General features: G+C 53.8%; 13 protein-coding genes and 1 pseudogene. 8 read left to right on the top strand and 6 right to left on the bottom strand.

Annotated features, from left to right (window positions below):
• Positions 1–186, bottom strand: a pseudogene (locus QDY28_RS27635) (IS5/IS1182 family transposase); the annotation flags it as partial.
• Between the two features lie 97 nt (positions 187–283).
• On the bottom strand, positions 284–841 hold the full coding sequence (locus QDY28_RS27630; protein ID WP_331384490.1) for a hypothetical protein: 558 nt from the start codon (positions 839–841) through the stop codon (positions 284–286).
• A gap of 450 nt (positions 842–1,291) precedes the next feature.
• On the opposite strand from QDY28_RS27630, the gene QDY28_RS27625 reads away from it, so the two are divergent.
• The 4 genes from QDY28_RS27625 (at position 1,292) to QDY28_RS27610 (ending at position 5,865) form a co-directional block, all read left to right on the top strand.
• Positions 1,292–3,229: a TadE/TadG family type IV pilus assembly protein gene (locus QDY28_RS27625; protein ID WP_331384489.1), complete on the top strand. Its 1,938-nt coding sequence runs from the start codon at positions 1,292–1,294 to the stop codon at positions 3,227–3,229.
• Entirely contained in the window at positions 3,226–3,825 is a 600-nt protein-coding gene (locus QDY28_RS27620; protein ID WP_331384488.1) for a TadE/TadG family type IV pilus assembly protein, read from the top strand. Before QDY28_RS27625 ends, QDY28_RS27620 begins: the two co-directional genes overlap by 4 nt.
• A complete protein-coding gene (locus tag QDY28_RS27615; protein ID WP_331384487.1) occupies positions 3,822–4,259 on the top strand; it encodes a TadE/TadG family type IV pilus assembly protein in 438 nt (145 codons plus the stop codon). Before QDY28_RS27620 ends, QDY28_RS27615 begins: the two co-directional genes overlap by 4 nt.
• A 421-nt stretch (positions 4,260–4,680) precedes the next feature.
• Positions 4,681–5,865 carry a hypothetical protein gene (locus tag QDY28_RS27610; RefSeq protein ID WP_331384485.1) on the top strand — a complete coding sequence of 395 codons (1,185 nt, stop codon included), beginning with the start codon at positions 4,681–4,683 and terminating at the stop codon, positions 5,863–5,865.
• Between the two features lie 624 nt (positions 5,866–6,489).
• Here QDY28_RS27610 and QDY28_RS27605 read toward each other — a convergent pair.
• On the bottom strand, positions 6,490–7,857 hold the full coding sequence (locus tag QDY28_RS27605; RefSeq protein WP_331384483.1) for an MFS transporter: 1,368 nt from the start codon (positions 7,855–7,857) through the stop codon (positions 6,490–6,492).
• Here QDY28_RS27605 and QDY28_RS27600 point away from each other — a divergent pair.
• Positions 7,856–8,866: a LysR family transcriptional regulator gene (locus tag QDY28_RS27600; protein ID WP_331384482.1), complete on the top strand. Its 1,011-nt coding sequence runs from the start codon at positions 7,856–7,858 to the stop codon at positions 8,864–8,866. The genes QDY28_RS27605 and QDY28_RS27600 overlap by 2 nt on opposite strands.
• Positions 8,867–9,711: 845 nt before the next feature.
• Here QDY28_RS27600 and QDY28_RS27595 read toward each other — a convergent pair.
• A complete protein-coding gene (locus tag QDY28_RS27595) occupies positions 9,712–10,254 on the bottom strand; it encodes a PIN domain-containing protein (protein ID WP_331384481.1) in 543 nt (180 codons plus the stop codon).
• 183 nt (positions 10,255–10,437) lie between these two features.
• On the opposite strand from QDY28_RS27595, the gene QDY28_RS27590 reads away from it, so the two are divergent.
• Positions 10,438–10,629, top strand: coding sequence for a hypothetical protein (locus QDY28_RS27590; RefSeq protein WP_331384480.1), 192 nt, complete (start codon positions 10,438–10,440; stop codon positions 10,627–10,629).
• 221 nt (positions 10,630–10,850) lie between these two features.
• Here QDY28_RS27590 and QDY28_RS27585 read toward each other — a convergent pair whose 3' ends face one another.
• Complete coding sequence (locus QDY28_RS27585) at positions 10,851–11,114, bottom strand: hypothetical protein (RefSeq protein ID WP_331384479.1); 264 nt, start codon at positions 11,112–11,114, stop codon at positions 10,851–10,853.
• A gap of 697 nt (positions 11,115–11,811) precedes the next feature.
• On the opposite strand from QDY28_RS27585, the gene QDY28_RS27580 reads away from it, so the two are divergent.
• Together QDY28_RS27580 and QDY28_RS27575 are read left to right on the top strand one after the other, a co-directional pair.
• Positions 11,812–12,339: a hypothetical protein gene (locus QDY28_RS27580; protein ID WP_331384478.1), complete on the top strand. Its 528-nt coding sequence runs from the start codon at positions 11,812–11,814 to the stop codon at positions 12,337–12,339.
• Complete coding sequence (locus QDY28_RS27575) at positions 12,336–14,033, top strand: ATP-binding response regulator (RefSeq protein ID WP_331384477.1); 1,698 nt, start codon at positions 12,336–12,338, stop codon at positions 14,031–14,033. Before QDY28_RS27580 ends, QDY28_RS27575 begins: the two co-directional genes overlap by 4 nt.
• On the opposite strand, the gene QDY28_RS27570 is transcribed toward QDY28_RS27575, so the two are convergent.
• Positions 14,020–14,889, bottom strand: a complete 870-nt coding sequence (locus QDY28_RS27570) for a helix-turn-helix domain-containing protein (protein WP_331384476.1) — start codon at positions 14,887–14,889, stop codon at positions 14,020–14,022. The genes QDY28_RS27575 and QDY28_RS27570 overlap by 14 nt on opposite strands.
• Between the last annotated feature and the right edge of the window lie 902 nt (positions 14,890–15,791).

Here is a 15,791-nt window from a genome sequence, read left to right as displayed (position 1 = left end):
GAACATCAGCGTCGGATCAAGTGGAGGACGGCCGTTGTCGGGGCAGTAAAGCCCGGCAACACGATCATGGATGAAAGAAAAGTCGATCACCGCATCAATCTTGCGAAGCAAGTGATCCTTCGGAACCAGCTGATCGAGTGTTACCATCTCGAGCGCCGTCTGTTCAGCAGCAGGTTTCTTCAACATGTCCCTATGAATCACAAACCCCTGGACGAAGCCAGGGGTTTGTCAGCAGTCTGAGCCCGACAAAGTCGGGCTCTTCAAAAAGTAATCGGTTCGAAAATTATATGAGGTTCAATTCTTCAATATCGGAGCGACGGAAGAACTTTTCGCGTTGTCTAAATCCTTCGAAGACGGGATCGACGTTTTGATCGGCAAGGCGGCCCAAAATTTCGTTTTGTTCGATTGAACTCCAGGCGACGATCTGAGCAACGGTACAATGGCGCTCAGCAAATTCATCCAGGTCGGCAGTTCGAATCCACTTGTTTATGCGCCCTTTATGATGCCTATCGTTCACCCTCAAACTTGCTTCGATCAGGCCGTTCTCGACGAGCCCTTCGATTGTGGCTCTCCCGACCCCCAGTCTCCGTCGAGCTGCATCCAGTTTTATCATTTCATGATCGAATTCCCGGTTGTCCGTGGAACCGGTCTTGTTCTGTTTCATCAGCTGCTCCTTAACCTCATCGAGATCGAAGAGCAGCTGGTCTATTCGGAAGACGCCGTCGAGGTGGATAATTTTCTGAAGGTGACCGGCCACCGCCAACTCGATGATATCGGCGACCGACCCAGCGGAGCGAAAGGAATGACTTGTCAGGTTTCTGAAGTTGTCGGTCAATTCCATGTTCGAAACTCGCCGTTGGAGGCTCTTTCGAAACCGCTCGATTTCGAGGGTACACCACTCTCCTCATTTTGACATGCCATCGCGACACGTTCCCGGAAACAATGGTTACGCAATTGGTGAGGCGATCCCAAGATCGTTGATCGACGCAGGGCGTCCTGATTCACCTTGTTATGCCGGTAGGCATTTCTATCCCGACGAAAAGTCGACCAGGGCAGAGACGATGCAAAATGTGGCATTCTGATCGGCTACGGTAGTTCTCGTATCCGTTTTTCAGCACGATGATCCGAATCGCGTCGGCAATATCGTGGCGGAACGAAAACAAAGGGTTTTGTTAAGAAATCCCGGACAGTTAGTCAGCGCAAGCGAAAATCTCCACCGCTCAACACTGCGCCTTCGAATGTCCTCCTGCCCGACTTTTGGGAAGTGCATTGTTCAAACGGAGACGAGTCTATGAAAATCGCGCTGCATCAACTGCGGTCGCTATGCCGGAGCCGGGACGGCGGTATCGCGATCATGGCAGCCTTATGCCTGCCGATTGTCATCGGCTTTGCCGCTCTCTCCGTGGAATACGGATACGGGCTTCTGGTGCGGAACGAAAACCAACGCACGGCGGATCTTGCCTCCTATGCCGGCGCGCTCGCCTATAGTGATACGAGTTCGGAAGACGAGATGAAGACGGCAGCGCTTGCCGTGGCAAAGCTCAACGGTGTCGATGCGGGCAGCGTTTCCGTTTCGCTGACAACCTCTCCGAAAGACGCACGCGTTCAGGCAGTGCACGCCACCATCTCGACCGCGAACACACTTTTTCTCGCACCCGTTCTCGGCGTCAGTTCAAAGCTCGAAATCGGGGCTGAAGCTTATTCATCCATAGGTTCGGCGGAGAGCGGCTGCATCATCGCCTTGGACAAATCCGGGTCGGGCGTTACTCTCTCGGGCGGCGTGCAGGTCAGCGCAAGCAAGTGCTACGTGAACTCCAACAGTGATGTCGTCGCCCCCTGCGGAACGAAGATCACCAACAAGGGTACGACCTATTACGAGGGTTCGTCGCAGCCTTGCCCCTGGTCTGCCAATGTCGTGCAGGCAGACGGAAGCGCTGCCCCCGTCACCAAGCAATACACAGAGGATCCTCTCGCGGGAAATTCCGGAGTAGCCGAACTTACCGCGCGCTTCGATACCATCCGCAAGGCGTCGTGGCCAAAGAAGGTCTCCGTGAGAACGGGGACCAATATTGAGTTTGGCGGCAACGCGAGCCCAAAGCAAACCGCAGACGCCATAACATCCATCAACTGCAGCTACGATCCTGCGAACTACAATCAATATTGGACAACCAGATGGGACATCACCTGCTCCGGTTCTGAGGTGAATATCGGCTCCCTGCTGGTTCACGGCAACGTTCAGGTCAATTTCAACGTTTCGGGCAGCAAAAGCACGACCTACAATTTCTCAGGCAAGATCCAGAACGATTTCGGCACGAAGCTGGTATTCGGGGACGGCACCTTCAATGTTGCGGGAGGCGTTTACGGTGCGGATCTAACGTTCGGCGCCGGTTCCTTTCACTTCGGGATGGGCGACACCAATTGCGGCGATGCGCGCTACAGCCTGTGCAGCTCGGGAAAAACCGTCATCGACGGACCCAGTACCTTCATATTGGACGCCGGCTTCTACACGGGTGATGGCGCAAGCCTGAAGCTCGGAGCCGGAACGGCCAACAGCTATACCATCGGCCAGTCCAGCGGCGACAACGCGATGGGCGTGGGTGGCGGCTCGACCACCTATATGGCGGATGCCAGTACGGGCAAGGGTGTTTTCCGCGCCGACGGCGACATCAATGGCGGTGGCGGTGGTAGCTGCATCACGTTTCCCGCAAGCGCACAGCACGACATATCGGGCAGCGTCAACCTCGCGGGCGGCGCCAGGCTGGGTGCCGGGGTCTACACGGTCGACGGATATTTCTCGGTCAATACCGGGCGCGCTAGCTGCAGCGATTCCATCGCCGTTTCCGGAACAAATGTCACGATCGTCATTTCGGGGACCGAAACGCCCTCCGATTGGGAATGCAAAGGAAAAGCATTCTGTTTGACCGGCGGCAACGCCGTCACACTTTCTGCCCCGCAGAGCGGCACCTACGCAAATCTTGCGGTCATCGGCCCGCAATCATCGAAATCTTATGCAGACGCAGAAATTACCTCCGGCGGCAGAGGTAAGATTTCCGGCGCGTTCTATTTTCCAAAGGGGCTGATCGATTTCGGCGGCGGTGGCCAGATCGGTGATGCCGCAACTGGCTGCCTGCAATTGATTGGCGCAAGTATTTCATTGTCCGGTGGTTCACAGACGATGTCGGAATGCTCTCTGTCGGCCACCAGTAGCGAGGTGGAATTGGTTCAATGATTTTCATCCAGGTAGCCAGAAAAAAAGCTCTCCAGCTTCGAGCCGGCTTAAGACATTGTCTGCGCGAAGATATCTCGGGTAATGCGGCAGTCGAATTTGCACTGATTGCGCCAGTTTTCATCCTCATCTTGGCAGGCAGCCTTGATCTCGGCATGCTCATATTCTCGCGCTTTCAGCTAGAAGCCACGGTTTCCGACAGTGCCAGCTATGCGATGGTCAATGCTGATCTGGTCGATGGCAAGGACGGCAGCGATCTGGCAACGAAAATCGCCACCATGATCGCCAGCGAATACGCGGCGGGCGATACGCAGGCATCGGTCAATGTGAATAACGGCGCAGTCGCCAACTACAATGGTGCGAAAATTGTGATCAGCGGCAACGTCAGCCAAGCCGATGCTTGTTACTGTCCGAGCGGCAGCGCGTCGTCGCTTGATTGGGGCTCGCAGCAATCCTGTGGTTCGTCCTGCCCCGATGGCGGGCGGGCGGGCCGGTTTGTCTCCGTCATGGTAAAACAGGCCTATACGCCGTTGTTCTCCGGCTACGGCCTTGTGAAAGGCGACTTTATTGACGCCAGCGCGATCGTGCGGACACAATGAAGCGCGCTATCCGAAAAATTTGGCAGTCGCATTCCGGCGCTAGTGCGGTGGAGTTCGCGCTGGTGGCGCCAGTCTTTTTCCTCATGCTGTTCGGGATGATCGAGCTCGGCCGATTGCTCTGGACGAGCCATGCCCTCCATGACACCGCGATCGCAACGGCGCGATGCATGGGCATTCCCCAGACGGAATGCGAAGATGGCGGGGCTTACAGTGCGTCGAAAGCAGCGGCCTTTGCACGCAGTACGGCTGTCGGCTGGTTCGTAGGGCTGGACGCCGCATCAGTCACGCTCGATCACGACGCCAGTTGCCACGGCTTGGACGGCTTCTCGCAGGTAAAGATCACCTATCAATTCATAACCGTCGTGCCGGATTTACTGATGTCCTTGTCCGGCGGCACAAATCTTACGGCCGATGCGTGTTACACAAATCACTGAGAGCAGGTATGCGAGCGGGCAAACATCGCAGCATCGACCGAGTTCAATTGTATAATGACACCATCACAATGGCTCTCCGGCATTGGGCGGCGACCTTTAACCATTGGCGCGTTCGCAGAGCTGTGTCTCGTAAATAAATATTGGGTCCAGACGCTCAAGCAAAATGAGCCGACGCGTTCAATGGATCGCGCTCCCTCATCCCCACCAAAATTTTGCGCAGAGATTCCCGTCAACTACCATCAAGAGTGTTGCCTTACATTGGACAGATACAACGTGTTGTGGCGCGTCTGCGCAAGTATCTTAATTTGATGTTTAGTGGCCCGAGCAGACTCCGGAATCTCCGGAAGCTGAAGCGGATGGTGCGACCGGAATCGAAGAAGTCGGCGTCAGCCTGGCGCGCGCATTTGGGCGACACAAGGAAATGGGTCTTTTCAACCTCATAATTTTCGGTTCTCATATTCCTATTCATTTTGAGAACCACCCCATGACATCGTCATCACCACTGGTCAGGCTTCTGAAAGCGTGTCTTTCGGAGCTCGCGAGTAACACCTCTCCGCTACCGGCAGGCATGGTCTTAAGAGCAGGCGCGTTCGGGTTTGATCTAGTTGAGGCCTCCTCCCTTAATGGGCGCGACGTCGCGATCACGATTCCGACAGGATTGCGGGCCGACTACTTTCATCAATTCATGTTTGGTTTGGGGCGGGAGGCTGTTCCGGCTCAAACCGTAGAGCTGTTTGAGCTTGTGACACGTTTTGTCGATGGATCATCCAGGTCAAAAATTGATATGCTGACGACGAAATTAGAAAAAGCACTTCTCGACCGCGCTCAAGAGATCACTGATGAACGCGAAAAAGCTCACGTCGAATATCTGAGGCTCGCGGAACTCGACGTCAAATGGCTGCTTAGCGAGTTGGACGATTGGATCCACGAAGGAGACATAGATACACTAGACCATGTTCTCTGCTGGAAAGAGAGGGAGTTCCGCCTTCATCCGGCGGAGGAGCGCCTTCGGGCAAAATGGCAGATCCCGTTGCCCGCCGAGTATGGCCGGCTACAACTTGCTGCTGATATCGAGACGCACAGACGTTCATTGACGGAAATTGCATGGTTCTGTCGCGGAGGGCCCGTGCCAACTGATCTATCGTTTGTCAGATGCATCCGCAGCGAGGCCAAGTCCGTTACGTTTCTCTCCAAAGAAGCGGCGGAGCAGGAAGCTGGGCGACAGCTATATAGGTTTGTGAAGTGGCTCGCATACAACGATGACTCCAAATTTGTGTACGATATTGAGATTTCGGCGTCTGGCATTGCGGCTTGGTCACCCGACGATTACCTGCCGTCAGCGCCGTATGGTCGCCATGTGATATCGTGCGGGCGGACAAATCCACTGATGCCGCTGCAGTTTGCGGCCGTGGTTGTAGACTGCCACAAAAGCCTTGGTGAGCTGTTGGCCCACTACCTCCGCGGCGGCACCGGGATGTTCGCCGAAGAAGTTGCTGTCGCGTTTTCGCGCTTCGCAGAGATCTATGTGCAGAGCCCTGAGGATGAGTTATGCCGCTCGACGATCTCACATCCATACGGAGACGAAGATGGCCGAATTTTCGTTTGACGACCCGATCGTTACCCTCCTCAATGATGGCGCCCCCTGTCAATCTAAACTCCATCACGACGGCTGGGAGAAAGCTAGGCGCGAGCGACGGTGCGACGTCAGTGATTTGGCGTCGCCTCGAGCTGGTAGTGCCGTACGCTGAGAAGACGTTCATCCTGGATGGACTTGCGTCGTTTGCTTTCCGTCCGATTACGGCGAAGCGTGGGGGTTCGAGGACATCGTTACCGCGGACCGGTTCTTGGGATCGAACGGACGATACGGTAAGATCATTGTCACGCTTAACAGTGAGGGTTCGACAACAGGTCCAGCGGGCCGGGACCACGTGTTCAGATCGGCGTCGGCGTTGCTTGCGTAGTCGACCTTTTAGGACCCGGCGGCTGCACTCTCAAGATGAGCGGACAAAAGGTGTGCGGCAATGCCATTTCGCGGGCAAGTCCGAACTAGCTTCGTTCAGCGGCTTCGGCGGCGTTTTACTTGGATGTCTCCGACACTATCATTACGAGCAACTACCTGCTCACCATCCGATCGTCGGGGCGGCGAGAGGAGAACCTCGATGCATACGAATTGACATCTGCGTTGATGCTACGCTGAACCTGGAACCACCCTTTTTCAGGCGCGTATTGATCAGCGGGCGGCCATTTCGGCAGCGCGCAGTGTCTTTGCGCTCAGAAGGACTGCAGTCAAAAGGACAGCCGCTCCCGTGAGTAGCGCCAGTTGCATGCGACCCGTACTTGCGACTCCATCGGCGCCACCTAGGAAAATTCCGTAGCATGCAACCCCCAGTGCTCCGCCAATCTGCCTTGCTGTCGTGAGCGTGCCTCCTGCAATGCCAGCCAACGAGGTTTCAATCACCGACAATGCTTCAGAGGACAGTGCCGTAACGGCAATCGCTGACCCGGCACCAACGACAAACATTCCTGGCACCAACCATCCATAAGTCTCAATGTTCATTCCGACGGCAAGTGCGACATACCCGAGGCAAGCCAGGGCCAGTCCACCCAGAATGGGCACTTGAGCGCCATATCGGCTGACCATTGCGCCGCCCAGAAGGTTTGCGCCAGAAAGACAAAGGGTCAGCGGTAGCAACGCAAGTCCGGTTTCAAAAGAGCCAAAACCAAGCATCCGGAACCTTAGGCTGAGTGCAAAAAGCATACCGTAAAATCCAAAATTGAGGGCAAAGCCTGCAAGACAGCAAACTGTGAACCTGGAGGACGCGAAGAGGGCAGGCGGGAGCATCGGATCAGTACGGCGTTTTTCGATCCAAACGAACAGAAGCAAGCCGCCCGCTGCCACAACCAGAGCAGCGATGACCGTAGAGCTTGCGAAACTTTTTTGCCCAGCTTCTACGAGCGCCACCGTAAAGCTGGCCAATGTCAGGATTGCAGCACCCTGTCCCATCGGATCGAAAGACCGCGCCCTTTGCACAGGAGCACCTTGAGCCGACCAACCCAAATACAGCGCTATCAGAAGCACGGGAACATTGATGAGGAAAAGTGCGCGCCAGCCCACCAAGTCCAGCAGAGCTCCTCCAACGAGCGGACCGGCGGCCATCGCACTGCCGCCGCACATCGCCCAGATCGCAATTGCGCGTGAGCGGCGGGCTCGATCGGGAAATCCCGCCGCGATTAGGGCGAGGGAAGCTGTCACCATCGCTGCGGCTCCGACGCCTTGCAACGCTCGGCCCGATATCAGTCCTATCGCGGTTCTGGTCATCCCGCAGTAGACCGATGCTGTCAGGAAGATGACCGTGCCAAACAGATAGCAGAGCCTGGCGCCTAGCCGGTCGCTGGCAGCGCCAGCGCTAAGTAGCAGGCCCGCGAACGCGACCGTATAGGCGTTCAGCACCCATTCAAGCGTCGCCAAGTTGCCGCCGAAGGCCAGCCGCAGGTCCTCCAGCGCCACATTGGCGATAGTGGCGTCGAGGCTTACGACGACAAAGGCCGGGCAGGCGGCCAGAAGTGCAGGGGTTACCAAGGAAGAATGATTTGACATGTGGTTTGTTCTCCGAAAATTGTCGGATGACTTACTCCCAAGTTTAAATCAGGATAAGCCGGGTCAATCTGGCCGGAGTATCAAGGAAAATTTGATAATGGACGTCTTAAGTGCAATCGAGGCTTTCGTTCAAACGGTCGCCAGTGGAAGTATGGCGGCGGCAGCGCAGCATCTCGGCATCTCCGCGACGCAGGTTGGCAATCGCATTACTGCCCTTGAAGATCGGCTTAACGCAAAGCTGCTAATTCGTAGCACTCGTCGTCTCGATCTCACGTCCTTCGGCCGCGATTATCTGGAATTGTCTCGTGACATTCTCGACCGGCTCGCAGACGGCGATCTGCTGGCTGAGTCTCGACAACTCGAACCGCGCGGAAACATTCGGATGACGGCTCCGGTTGTTTTCGGGTCTGAGATATTGCTTCCCAGCCTAGCACCTTATTTTGCGCTGTATCCGAATGTCAGCGTCGATGTGGACCTCACCGACACCCTCGTGGATCTGGATGCCGCTGGTATCGACGTCGCCATCCGAATTGGCCCGCCTCCAGTTGGGGACCTTGTTGCGCGTCCGCTATCACCTTATGGGCTGATGATCTGCGCGGCACCATCTTACCTGGCAGAGCGGCGCGTTCCAAAAATACCCGCGGACCTCGCCAACCACGAGTGCCTTATATATGGCAACCCGGGGTCGGGATCGCACACCGAGGTGTGGCGTTTGGTCGGGCCTGATGGCCCTATATCGGTGCAAGTTGCGGGCCGACTGCGCGCTTTCGGCGCTCAGGGGCTGCGTCGCGCGGCGGTGGCCGGGATCGGAATTGCTCTATTGCCGGAGGTGATCGTCGAGGCCGACGTCTCTGCCAATCTTCTATGCCCCGTATTGGAGGAGTACCGCCCAGCATATCGCCAACTCAACGTTTTGTTTCGCCGAGAGCGACACATGTCCCGCCTGGTACGCAGCATGATCGACCATGTAATGGACACGCACGGATGCGCGGAAAGTCCCAGTGAATGACGTCTTACCGACAAGGCAGCCGTGAATAGAGCCTCCTTTAGGACGGCAACTGCAGGGAGCAGGACTGTACAGGAAATTGGAGGCCTTGTTTCATGCGATTTTGGACGGATGGAAATGCAAACTTCACGCCAGCAACCGCGGTACGGTATTGAACTGCGCAATTCATCCGATTGAGCAGCCGCAGGAGGATATTTTGCGAAAGATATCGGGTTACCTGAGTTGGTCTTTACGCTGAGATTCCGCAGGCGAACTTGGGTCGCATGAAAGCGCATTCTGAGTGAACGAGGAGGGTCAATGCGAAGACCATCGATAAACGGACGACACTAAATTCCTTGATAAATCCGCCGCCTTCCGGTGAGGCAATCTCCATGTCATCCTAAAGCCCTGCGGACGGGTTGATGATGACCGGCGGGTCCGAAGTCCCGCCCCCATGCATAAACTAAGCAATGGTTGCAAAAATCGGAGGGGTCGATTAGTTTCCCACCATGGCTTTGCCACGGGGTTATTGCTATTATGCTAACCGCCTTTGAGGGACCTTCGGGTCCCTTAAGTGTTTTTTGGGTCTGTTGCCGCTGATGAATTCATCGTCATCGAGATAAATGGCTTCCACTTTTGCCGATCTAGTCGTCTTCTTCTTCCTGCGCTTCCCGCCATGGCAGCCTTGCAGTTTTAAGATTTTAGACTTATTTCTATCCGTCACGGGCCGCCGCACGACCTCTCAGGGTGTGTAAAAGGGCGGCTCTTCGCGCTTCTAAGACGACTCGAATTCACCTCGCGTGCTCCCGCGCAATGAGTGCGCACCTTCGCTCAAACGGGCTGATGCTCAAATCCGACTGACCGGGTTTTCACTTTTGATGATCGAGGGCCATGTCAGGCATACTGTCTATGCAATCGCAGTCGAGAGGTTCCATTCGCGCCTGCCATTGCTCGTGGAGGGGGTTGTATACCCCAATAAGCGGGTAGACGGAGTTGATGAGGAGAAAGTCTTTCGTATCCAAAGTGGCGATGGGTAGCCTATGCGCCAAAGAAACTGCAGCGATATGAAGGTCCTGTCCCCCCTTAATCTTCTTACAATCGACGCGAGGAACAGCGAGGTTTCGCAAAAGCGGGTCGCTGCTCAGGCTGGCCATGATGTCGGTAACGGCCGACGTCGTCGGTAAAATAGGAATGCCGCTTTTCAGTAGCTGCGAATACCATTCGCTCAATCTGATCGCCTTTGTCGTGTTGGTGGAAAGAAGCTGGACTATGCCGAGCTGAAGTTCGAAAAGCGACGCTACGGAGATGTATAGGTTACCTGCCGTGCGGAGAAAACGAATAATCTCCTCCCTAGGCGAAGGTCGGCTTGTTTCGCTTAAGACGCTTGTATCAAGCAAGAAGGACGCGGTCATCGCGGTTCTCTAGCGCGAAAATAATCTTTCGAAACCTAATAGTTATATATTACTAATGTATTAAGTAGCCAAGCGAGGGTCAGTCCAACATGCTTCCTCAGGTGTGCTTGCTGCCAAATAGATGGTGCATTTTTCGCCGGAACGGTCTAAAGAAATCCTTGTTGAACGCAGTTGCGGACGGCCATGGCCCAGAAAGAAATTCTTGTCGTGAATTCAAGCGACGGGGAGCTTGATCGCTTCCTGGAGCGGCTGTGTGCGGTTGGCGAAATCATCGTCGTTCATCGCGGCGAACAGTTTGTCGTGGAATTAAGGCGAGACCAGATAACGCAAAGTGCCAGAGAATTCCTTTCAAAGGGCGGCCCGGCCATTGAGTGATAACCGCCTTGTCAGTTTACCTCGGTGTTGTCTGGCTTTGAATAAGCATTGTGCCGACTTTCCGTCCACTTGCTATTTCTAGCTAAGGGCGTTTCCTTAAGCCTCTCCTTTCATCAGGAAGGGCATTCGTTTCCGGCGCCTTTGCATGGAAAATGCGTACCAGCCGATATCCCAAGGCGCGGTTTGCCGTGAAAGATCACCCCTCGGGCGCCTGGGGGAATTTAGCCGTTTCCGCTTTTATTGTCATAAAGCGCCCGCCGCACATGCGACTTCCAGGAGACGATCTGACCAGGACATAGATCCTGCCATTTGCTGGCGTGATCGAGCCTAAAGCTCTCCAGAAACGCCTGGTCGCCGCCTTTATGATTGGTATCCATCCAATGCTGCGGCCGATCAATCCATTCGGCCCAGATCCGCCCAGGAACTGCTTCCGGCACATACATGACAGATGATTGCAAGCCTTCTGGACGACAGATATCGCGCATCAAAACGAGCCGTTGATGGATACGATGTCGGCCAGGATCCCGACAATAACGCTATCTGGATTCCATTATCACCCGATATGCCGGCCGGAAAAGCTCCATCTTGGACCACCAGCCCGACCAGTCGTACATCAAAGGCACAGTCCGAATGCCCTCAACCTCGACATCGGAAAGACAGCGAAAGTCAACATCGCGAAGATGATCAGTTATCTATGTGCGCGAGCGCAAAGCATGGTCGGCACTATATTCGCCCCCGGATCAGAGAACGCAAAAAACGGTAATCACGTTTTGCTACTCTTGCTGGTTTAATCTGATTCGATAAGCAGAAGTCGTCGAATGGCAGAATATATGGACGATTGCGCGATTTGTCGCCGGGTGCGTCCAAGTTTAGTATTCTGCAGCAGAGGAGACACAGCTACACCGATCCCGGCAAAGAGCCTCGGCAGGCACTAGATACCCGCGCCCCGTATTGGAACTTGCTTATCGGGCCGGTGCTCACCGGTTCGGCTGGGGTCTCCGACGGTTGCTTGCAGCCAGTTCCACAAACTAATTAGCTGCAGGGCATTTCGCGTCGCGAAGCGACACATCTTTCTTGCAGACGGTGCGTTTTTTCCAGTGCCCACCGCAACGAGAGCGTGAAAATTCCTTGAACAGGTTCTAGAGTGCGGCGCATTGTGAAGTGACTGCAGGACCGACAGGCATGTTTAAAAGGATAATATTCTCGCTCGGGTGGTTGTTGATCGGCATTTGCTTGTACCCGCTTTCGGCTAACGCGGCTATGCATGTTCCGAATGGGTGCAAGCAACATATCTTTCTGACGATTACGGGCAAAATCGGCAAAACGACAGAAGGCGCCGAAAGTGCCTACGAGATGTCGGAGCGCGAATTTCTTGCTCTGCCTACGTCAACGGTAACGACATCCACTCCGTGGACCTCCAAAAGCGATTTCGTCGGGCCTCTGCTGAGTAAGGTGCTGGGCGAAGTTGATGCGAAGGGAAAGAGGCTACGTCTTGTTGCGCTCGATAATTTTAGCGTAGAGGTGGATGCCGACTATTTGGAAAAATACGGCACCGTCCTTGCCACCAGCAAAGATGGGGTTCGTCTGACAATCAGAGATTTTGGGCCGGTCTTTGTCATGTACCCTCGCGACAGCTTTACAAAGGAATTAGACACGCCGGCCGCTGAATCATATCTGGTCTGGCAGCTATGCGGAATTGAGGTGGAATGAGATTTTTCCACCTCGCCTGGTTTAGCATACCCGCATCGTTCGTCGCGATATGCGTTGGGTTGTTGGTGTATAATTGGACCGCCATAAAGGAAGAATATGTCCTTTGGGATTCCTCCGACAATAGGAATCCATCATATTTTTACTGGCCGACCGCGCAGGTGCTAAGGGAGCTAGAGGTCGTCAGATTGGATTTAAAGGCCATTGCCGATGAATCTGCTGTCGAGCGGGATGCGCTCTCATTTCACATCGACGTCTTGATATCAGGTATCAATATCATAGTACGGCCTTCAGAGCTGAATGACGGCTATCAGAAGCTTCCCGGCTTCTCGGAAGACGGTGCGGCCTTGGCCAGGTTCGCAACTGACGTCCTGCCGGCAATTAAACCCGATGTCTCGTCGGCCGATGCCCAGACGTTATTGCCCAAACTGGAAGACATCTCCGATGCATTGGACAGGATTTCCAAATCTGCCTGGGACCAGGATAGCAATTTCAAGGAAAAATCCTTCGAAACAATCCAGGCTGGACACGCAATAATTCTCGTGATTGCGGGACTATTGGTTTGCGCAATCGCGTCGTTTATAATTATCTCAATGTGTTACTGGTGGGCTATCGCGTCGAGAACACGCGCAATAGCCGCCGCGGAAACCGCCGTTGCAGATAAGATCAGCTTCCTCGCAATGATCAGCCATGAACTCAGAACTCCGCTTCAGGTCATTGTCTCCGCATTGGACATTCTGGAACGTCCTCAAGACATCAGGACCCGGAATGAGTTGACCGCGCGCATCCGTCGGGCGGCTAACAGTCTCGCCGTCCAGCTTCGCGATATGCTGACGCTGGCTCGAGCACAAACGGGCTATATCGAGCTGCAGCCTGGTGCATTTGAGGCGGGGGAACTGGTTCGGGAGGTGGTGGAGAATTATCAGGCAGCGGCGCAAGCTAAGCACCTGGACCTGCGGCGAACGGGTCCCGATGAGGCCGTTTTTGTAGTGGCAGATGGCGAGCGTATCGCGCAACTGCTGCACAACCTGATTTCCAATGCAGTGAAATATACGCCCTCAGGTTACGTCCAGGTCGATCTCGCGCCATTTGATGAGAAAGCCGGCGAACTGGTTTTGCGTGTGATCGATACCGGACCGGGTCTGCCGCCCAGGATTCTTGAGAACATCGATGCGGAAGGTCTCTTGAGCCTTGGCAGCGGACGCGGCATTGGGTTGTCGGTTGTTCAGACTCTCCTACGGCAACTTGGCGCGCGCATGACCGTCAGCGGGGCCTCTAATGGCGGCAGCACATTTGACCTCGCAATTCCGGTCGTTCCGGCGGAACGCCATTCACACGAGGCATCTGACGCTCAGAGGCGGGTTCTTGTTGTTGACGATCATCCCGACCTTCTGAAGGGTTTTTCGGCTGTGCTCCAAGAGCTCGGATTTGTCACCGACATCGCTACCTCGGGGATTGCGGCGTTGAATTATGTGGCGGCGCGTACCTATTCGGTGATCTTCATCGATCTAGACATGCCGGTCATGACTGGCCCAGAACTGGCAGCGCAACTCCGCAAGATGAACCTGGGCCAGAAGTCAAAGCTTGTGGCAATCTCGGCCGCCAGTTACGGTCCGAAGTATGACATGTCACCCTTCAATGCAACGTTGAGCAAGCCGATACGCCAGCAGCAATTGCGAACAATCATGCAGTTTTGAAACTCGCGTTCAAGGCGGCAATCAGGATCGGCATGCTTGCCGGCTTTGTGAAGAATTTCAAATTGTGCTGTGCCAGAGCTGCAGCAATATTCTCTTCGTCGGCATTGCCCGTCCTGATTTGCCCGGTAAGGATTATAATCGGGCACAGGGCATTACGCGCCCGAATGTTCTCAACCAGTTTCAGGGCGGTATAGCGCCGCGCATCGCGCTCTATGATCCAGTCAAGCACATACGCATCGAAGTTGGTCTGGTCATATAAGACTTGCGGGTCGTTAAATGCGACCGCCTCAAGGCCTGCCGTCTCCATGTACTGCACGATGGTCTGCGCTGTATCGGCGTGGTCGTCGAGAATGGCCACACGACGACGAGAAAGGGTCGGCTCGATCACCAAGCGGGTAACGGCGTTTGCGGGTATCATTGATCTTGTGTCTGCGGGCACAACTCGCCAGGATCCATCGATCTCGGCTGCGATGAGTGTTCCCGGAGAAACCTGTCCGACGAGATTCCCCAGCCGGATTCGGCAGGGGACGATGTGATTGTTGATGACAATGGTGGCCTCGATCAATGTATCCGAATTTTCGAGCGTTACGAGTTCTTCCAATGTCTCACCAAAGTACTCGGCGACGCTCCTCAGCTCTTCGAGCGACCAGGAGGCATTCGTTGTGAGGCGGCGATTGCCTGCGGAATAAGAAAGGCCGAGGATTTCGGAGACCGTGACCGCGAAACGGTACTTCGGAATGCCATGCCGGGTCAGTAGCGCTGCAATGCATTGAGCTGCGAGGCCAGCTTCAATTTCGGCACGATCTGAGCGATGTTCGATCAGGTTGTAATTTTTCTCGCTTATTTCGCTCGGCATTAAGGAGTCCCGCATTGTAAATATTTAAAACGCGCTTATACGTAGTGACGACGAGCGCATCGTGAATGGATCGAAAGCGTTTTGAGTCGATTTTGTTCCACATCGCGGTGAGTATACGTGGGAATTGGAAGATAACAAGAAAGCCGCAGCTGGAGCTACTGAGCGAGGCAGTTGATTGCGTATGAAAACACCGCAACCAGTTATAGGTGGCTCTGCTCTAGTGAATGAGTAACCATCGCTGTTTCGTACAATGTCCCAATTGCAAAGGTTTGTTAGTTAACGTGCTTAATATTATTGATGGCACAACTGATAAGCAGACCTAAAGATGCGCCATATTTTGTTAAAACTGAGCCGAAATATGAATAAATCCAATGACAAATTAATTATTGATGGAGTCGAGTATTCGACCGATGGCGAATATTTTGTAATTGTACTGAAGTTATTTTTTTTGGCTATTTTTATTTCTTTGATTGGGTGGTTTGTAGTTCATAAAATCGCTGACGGATCTTCGTGTGTTGTAAATCCGCTAAATCACCTCTGGCCATATAATCGCTTATTAATTGATAGCTTACGTTCCAGCCAATTTTCTAACGCGTCTCAGTGTGAATTCTTTGCGGCTAGATCAATATTGAGCGCTAGCATGCTAGTGTGGCTATCGTTTTGCCTATTATTCAAAATAAAAAAGAGAAACAACCTATTCTTTCCGAAATTTATATTATATATTCCAGCTTTTTCTATTATGTTTTTGTAATTTCAAGTATTGGATTTCAAGATCATAATATAAGATTTTCTCTTAGCTTGCACCAATCGATGTTTTCGGCGATTATCAAAAGCTTTTTTTACATAAGTATATTTTATTTTTCATTATTTCTAAACCTATTTTACATCTTGGCATTCTTTGT

This window comes from Rhizobium sp. BR 362, from assembly GCF_036528765.1.
Lineage (GTDB): Bacteria > Pseudomonadota > Alphaproteobacteria > Rhizobiales > Rhizobiaceae > Rhizobium.
This window is presented reverse-complemented; position numbering and strand designations above follow the sequence as displayed.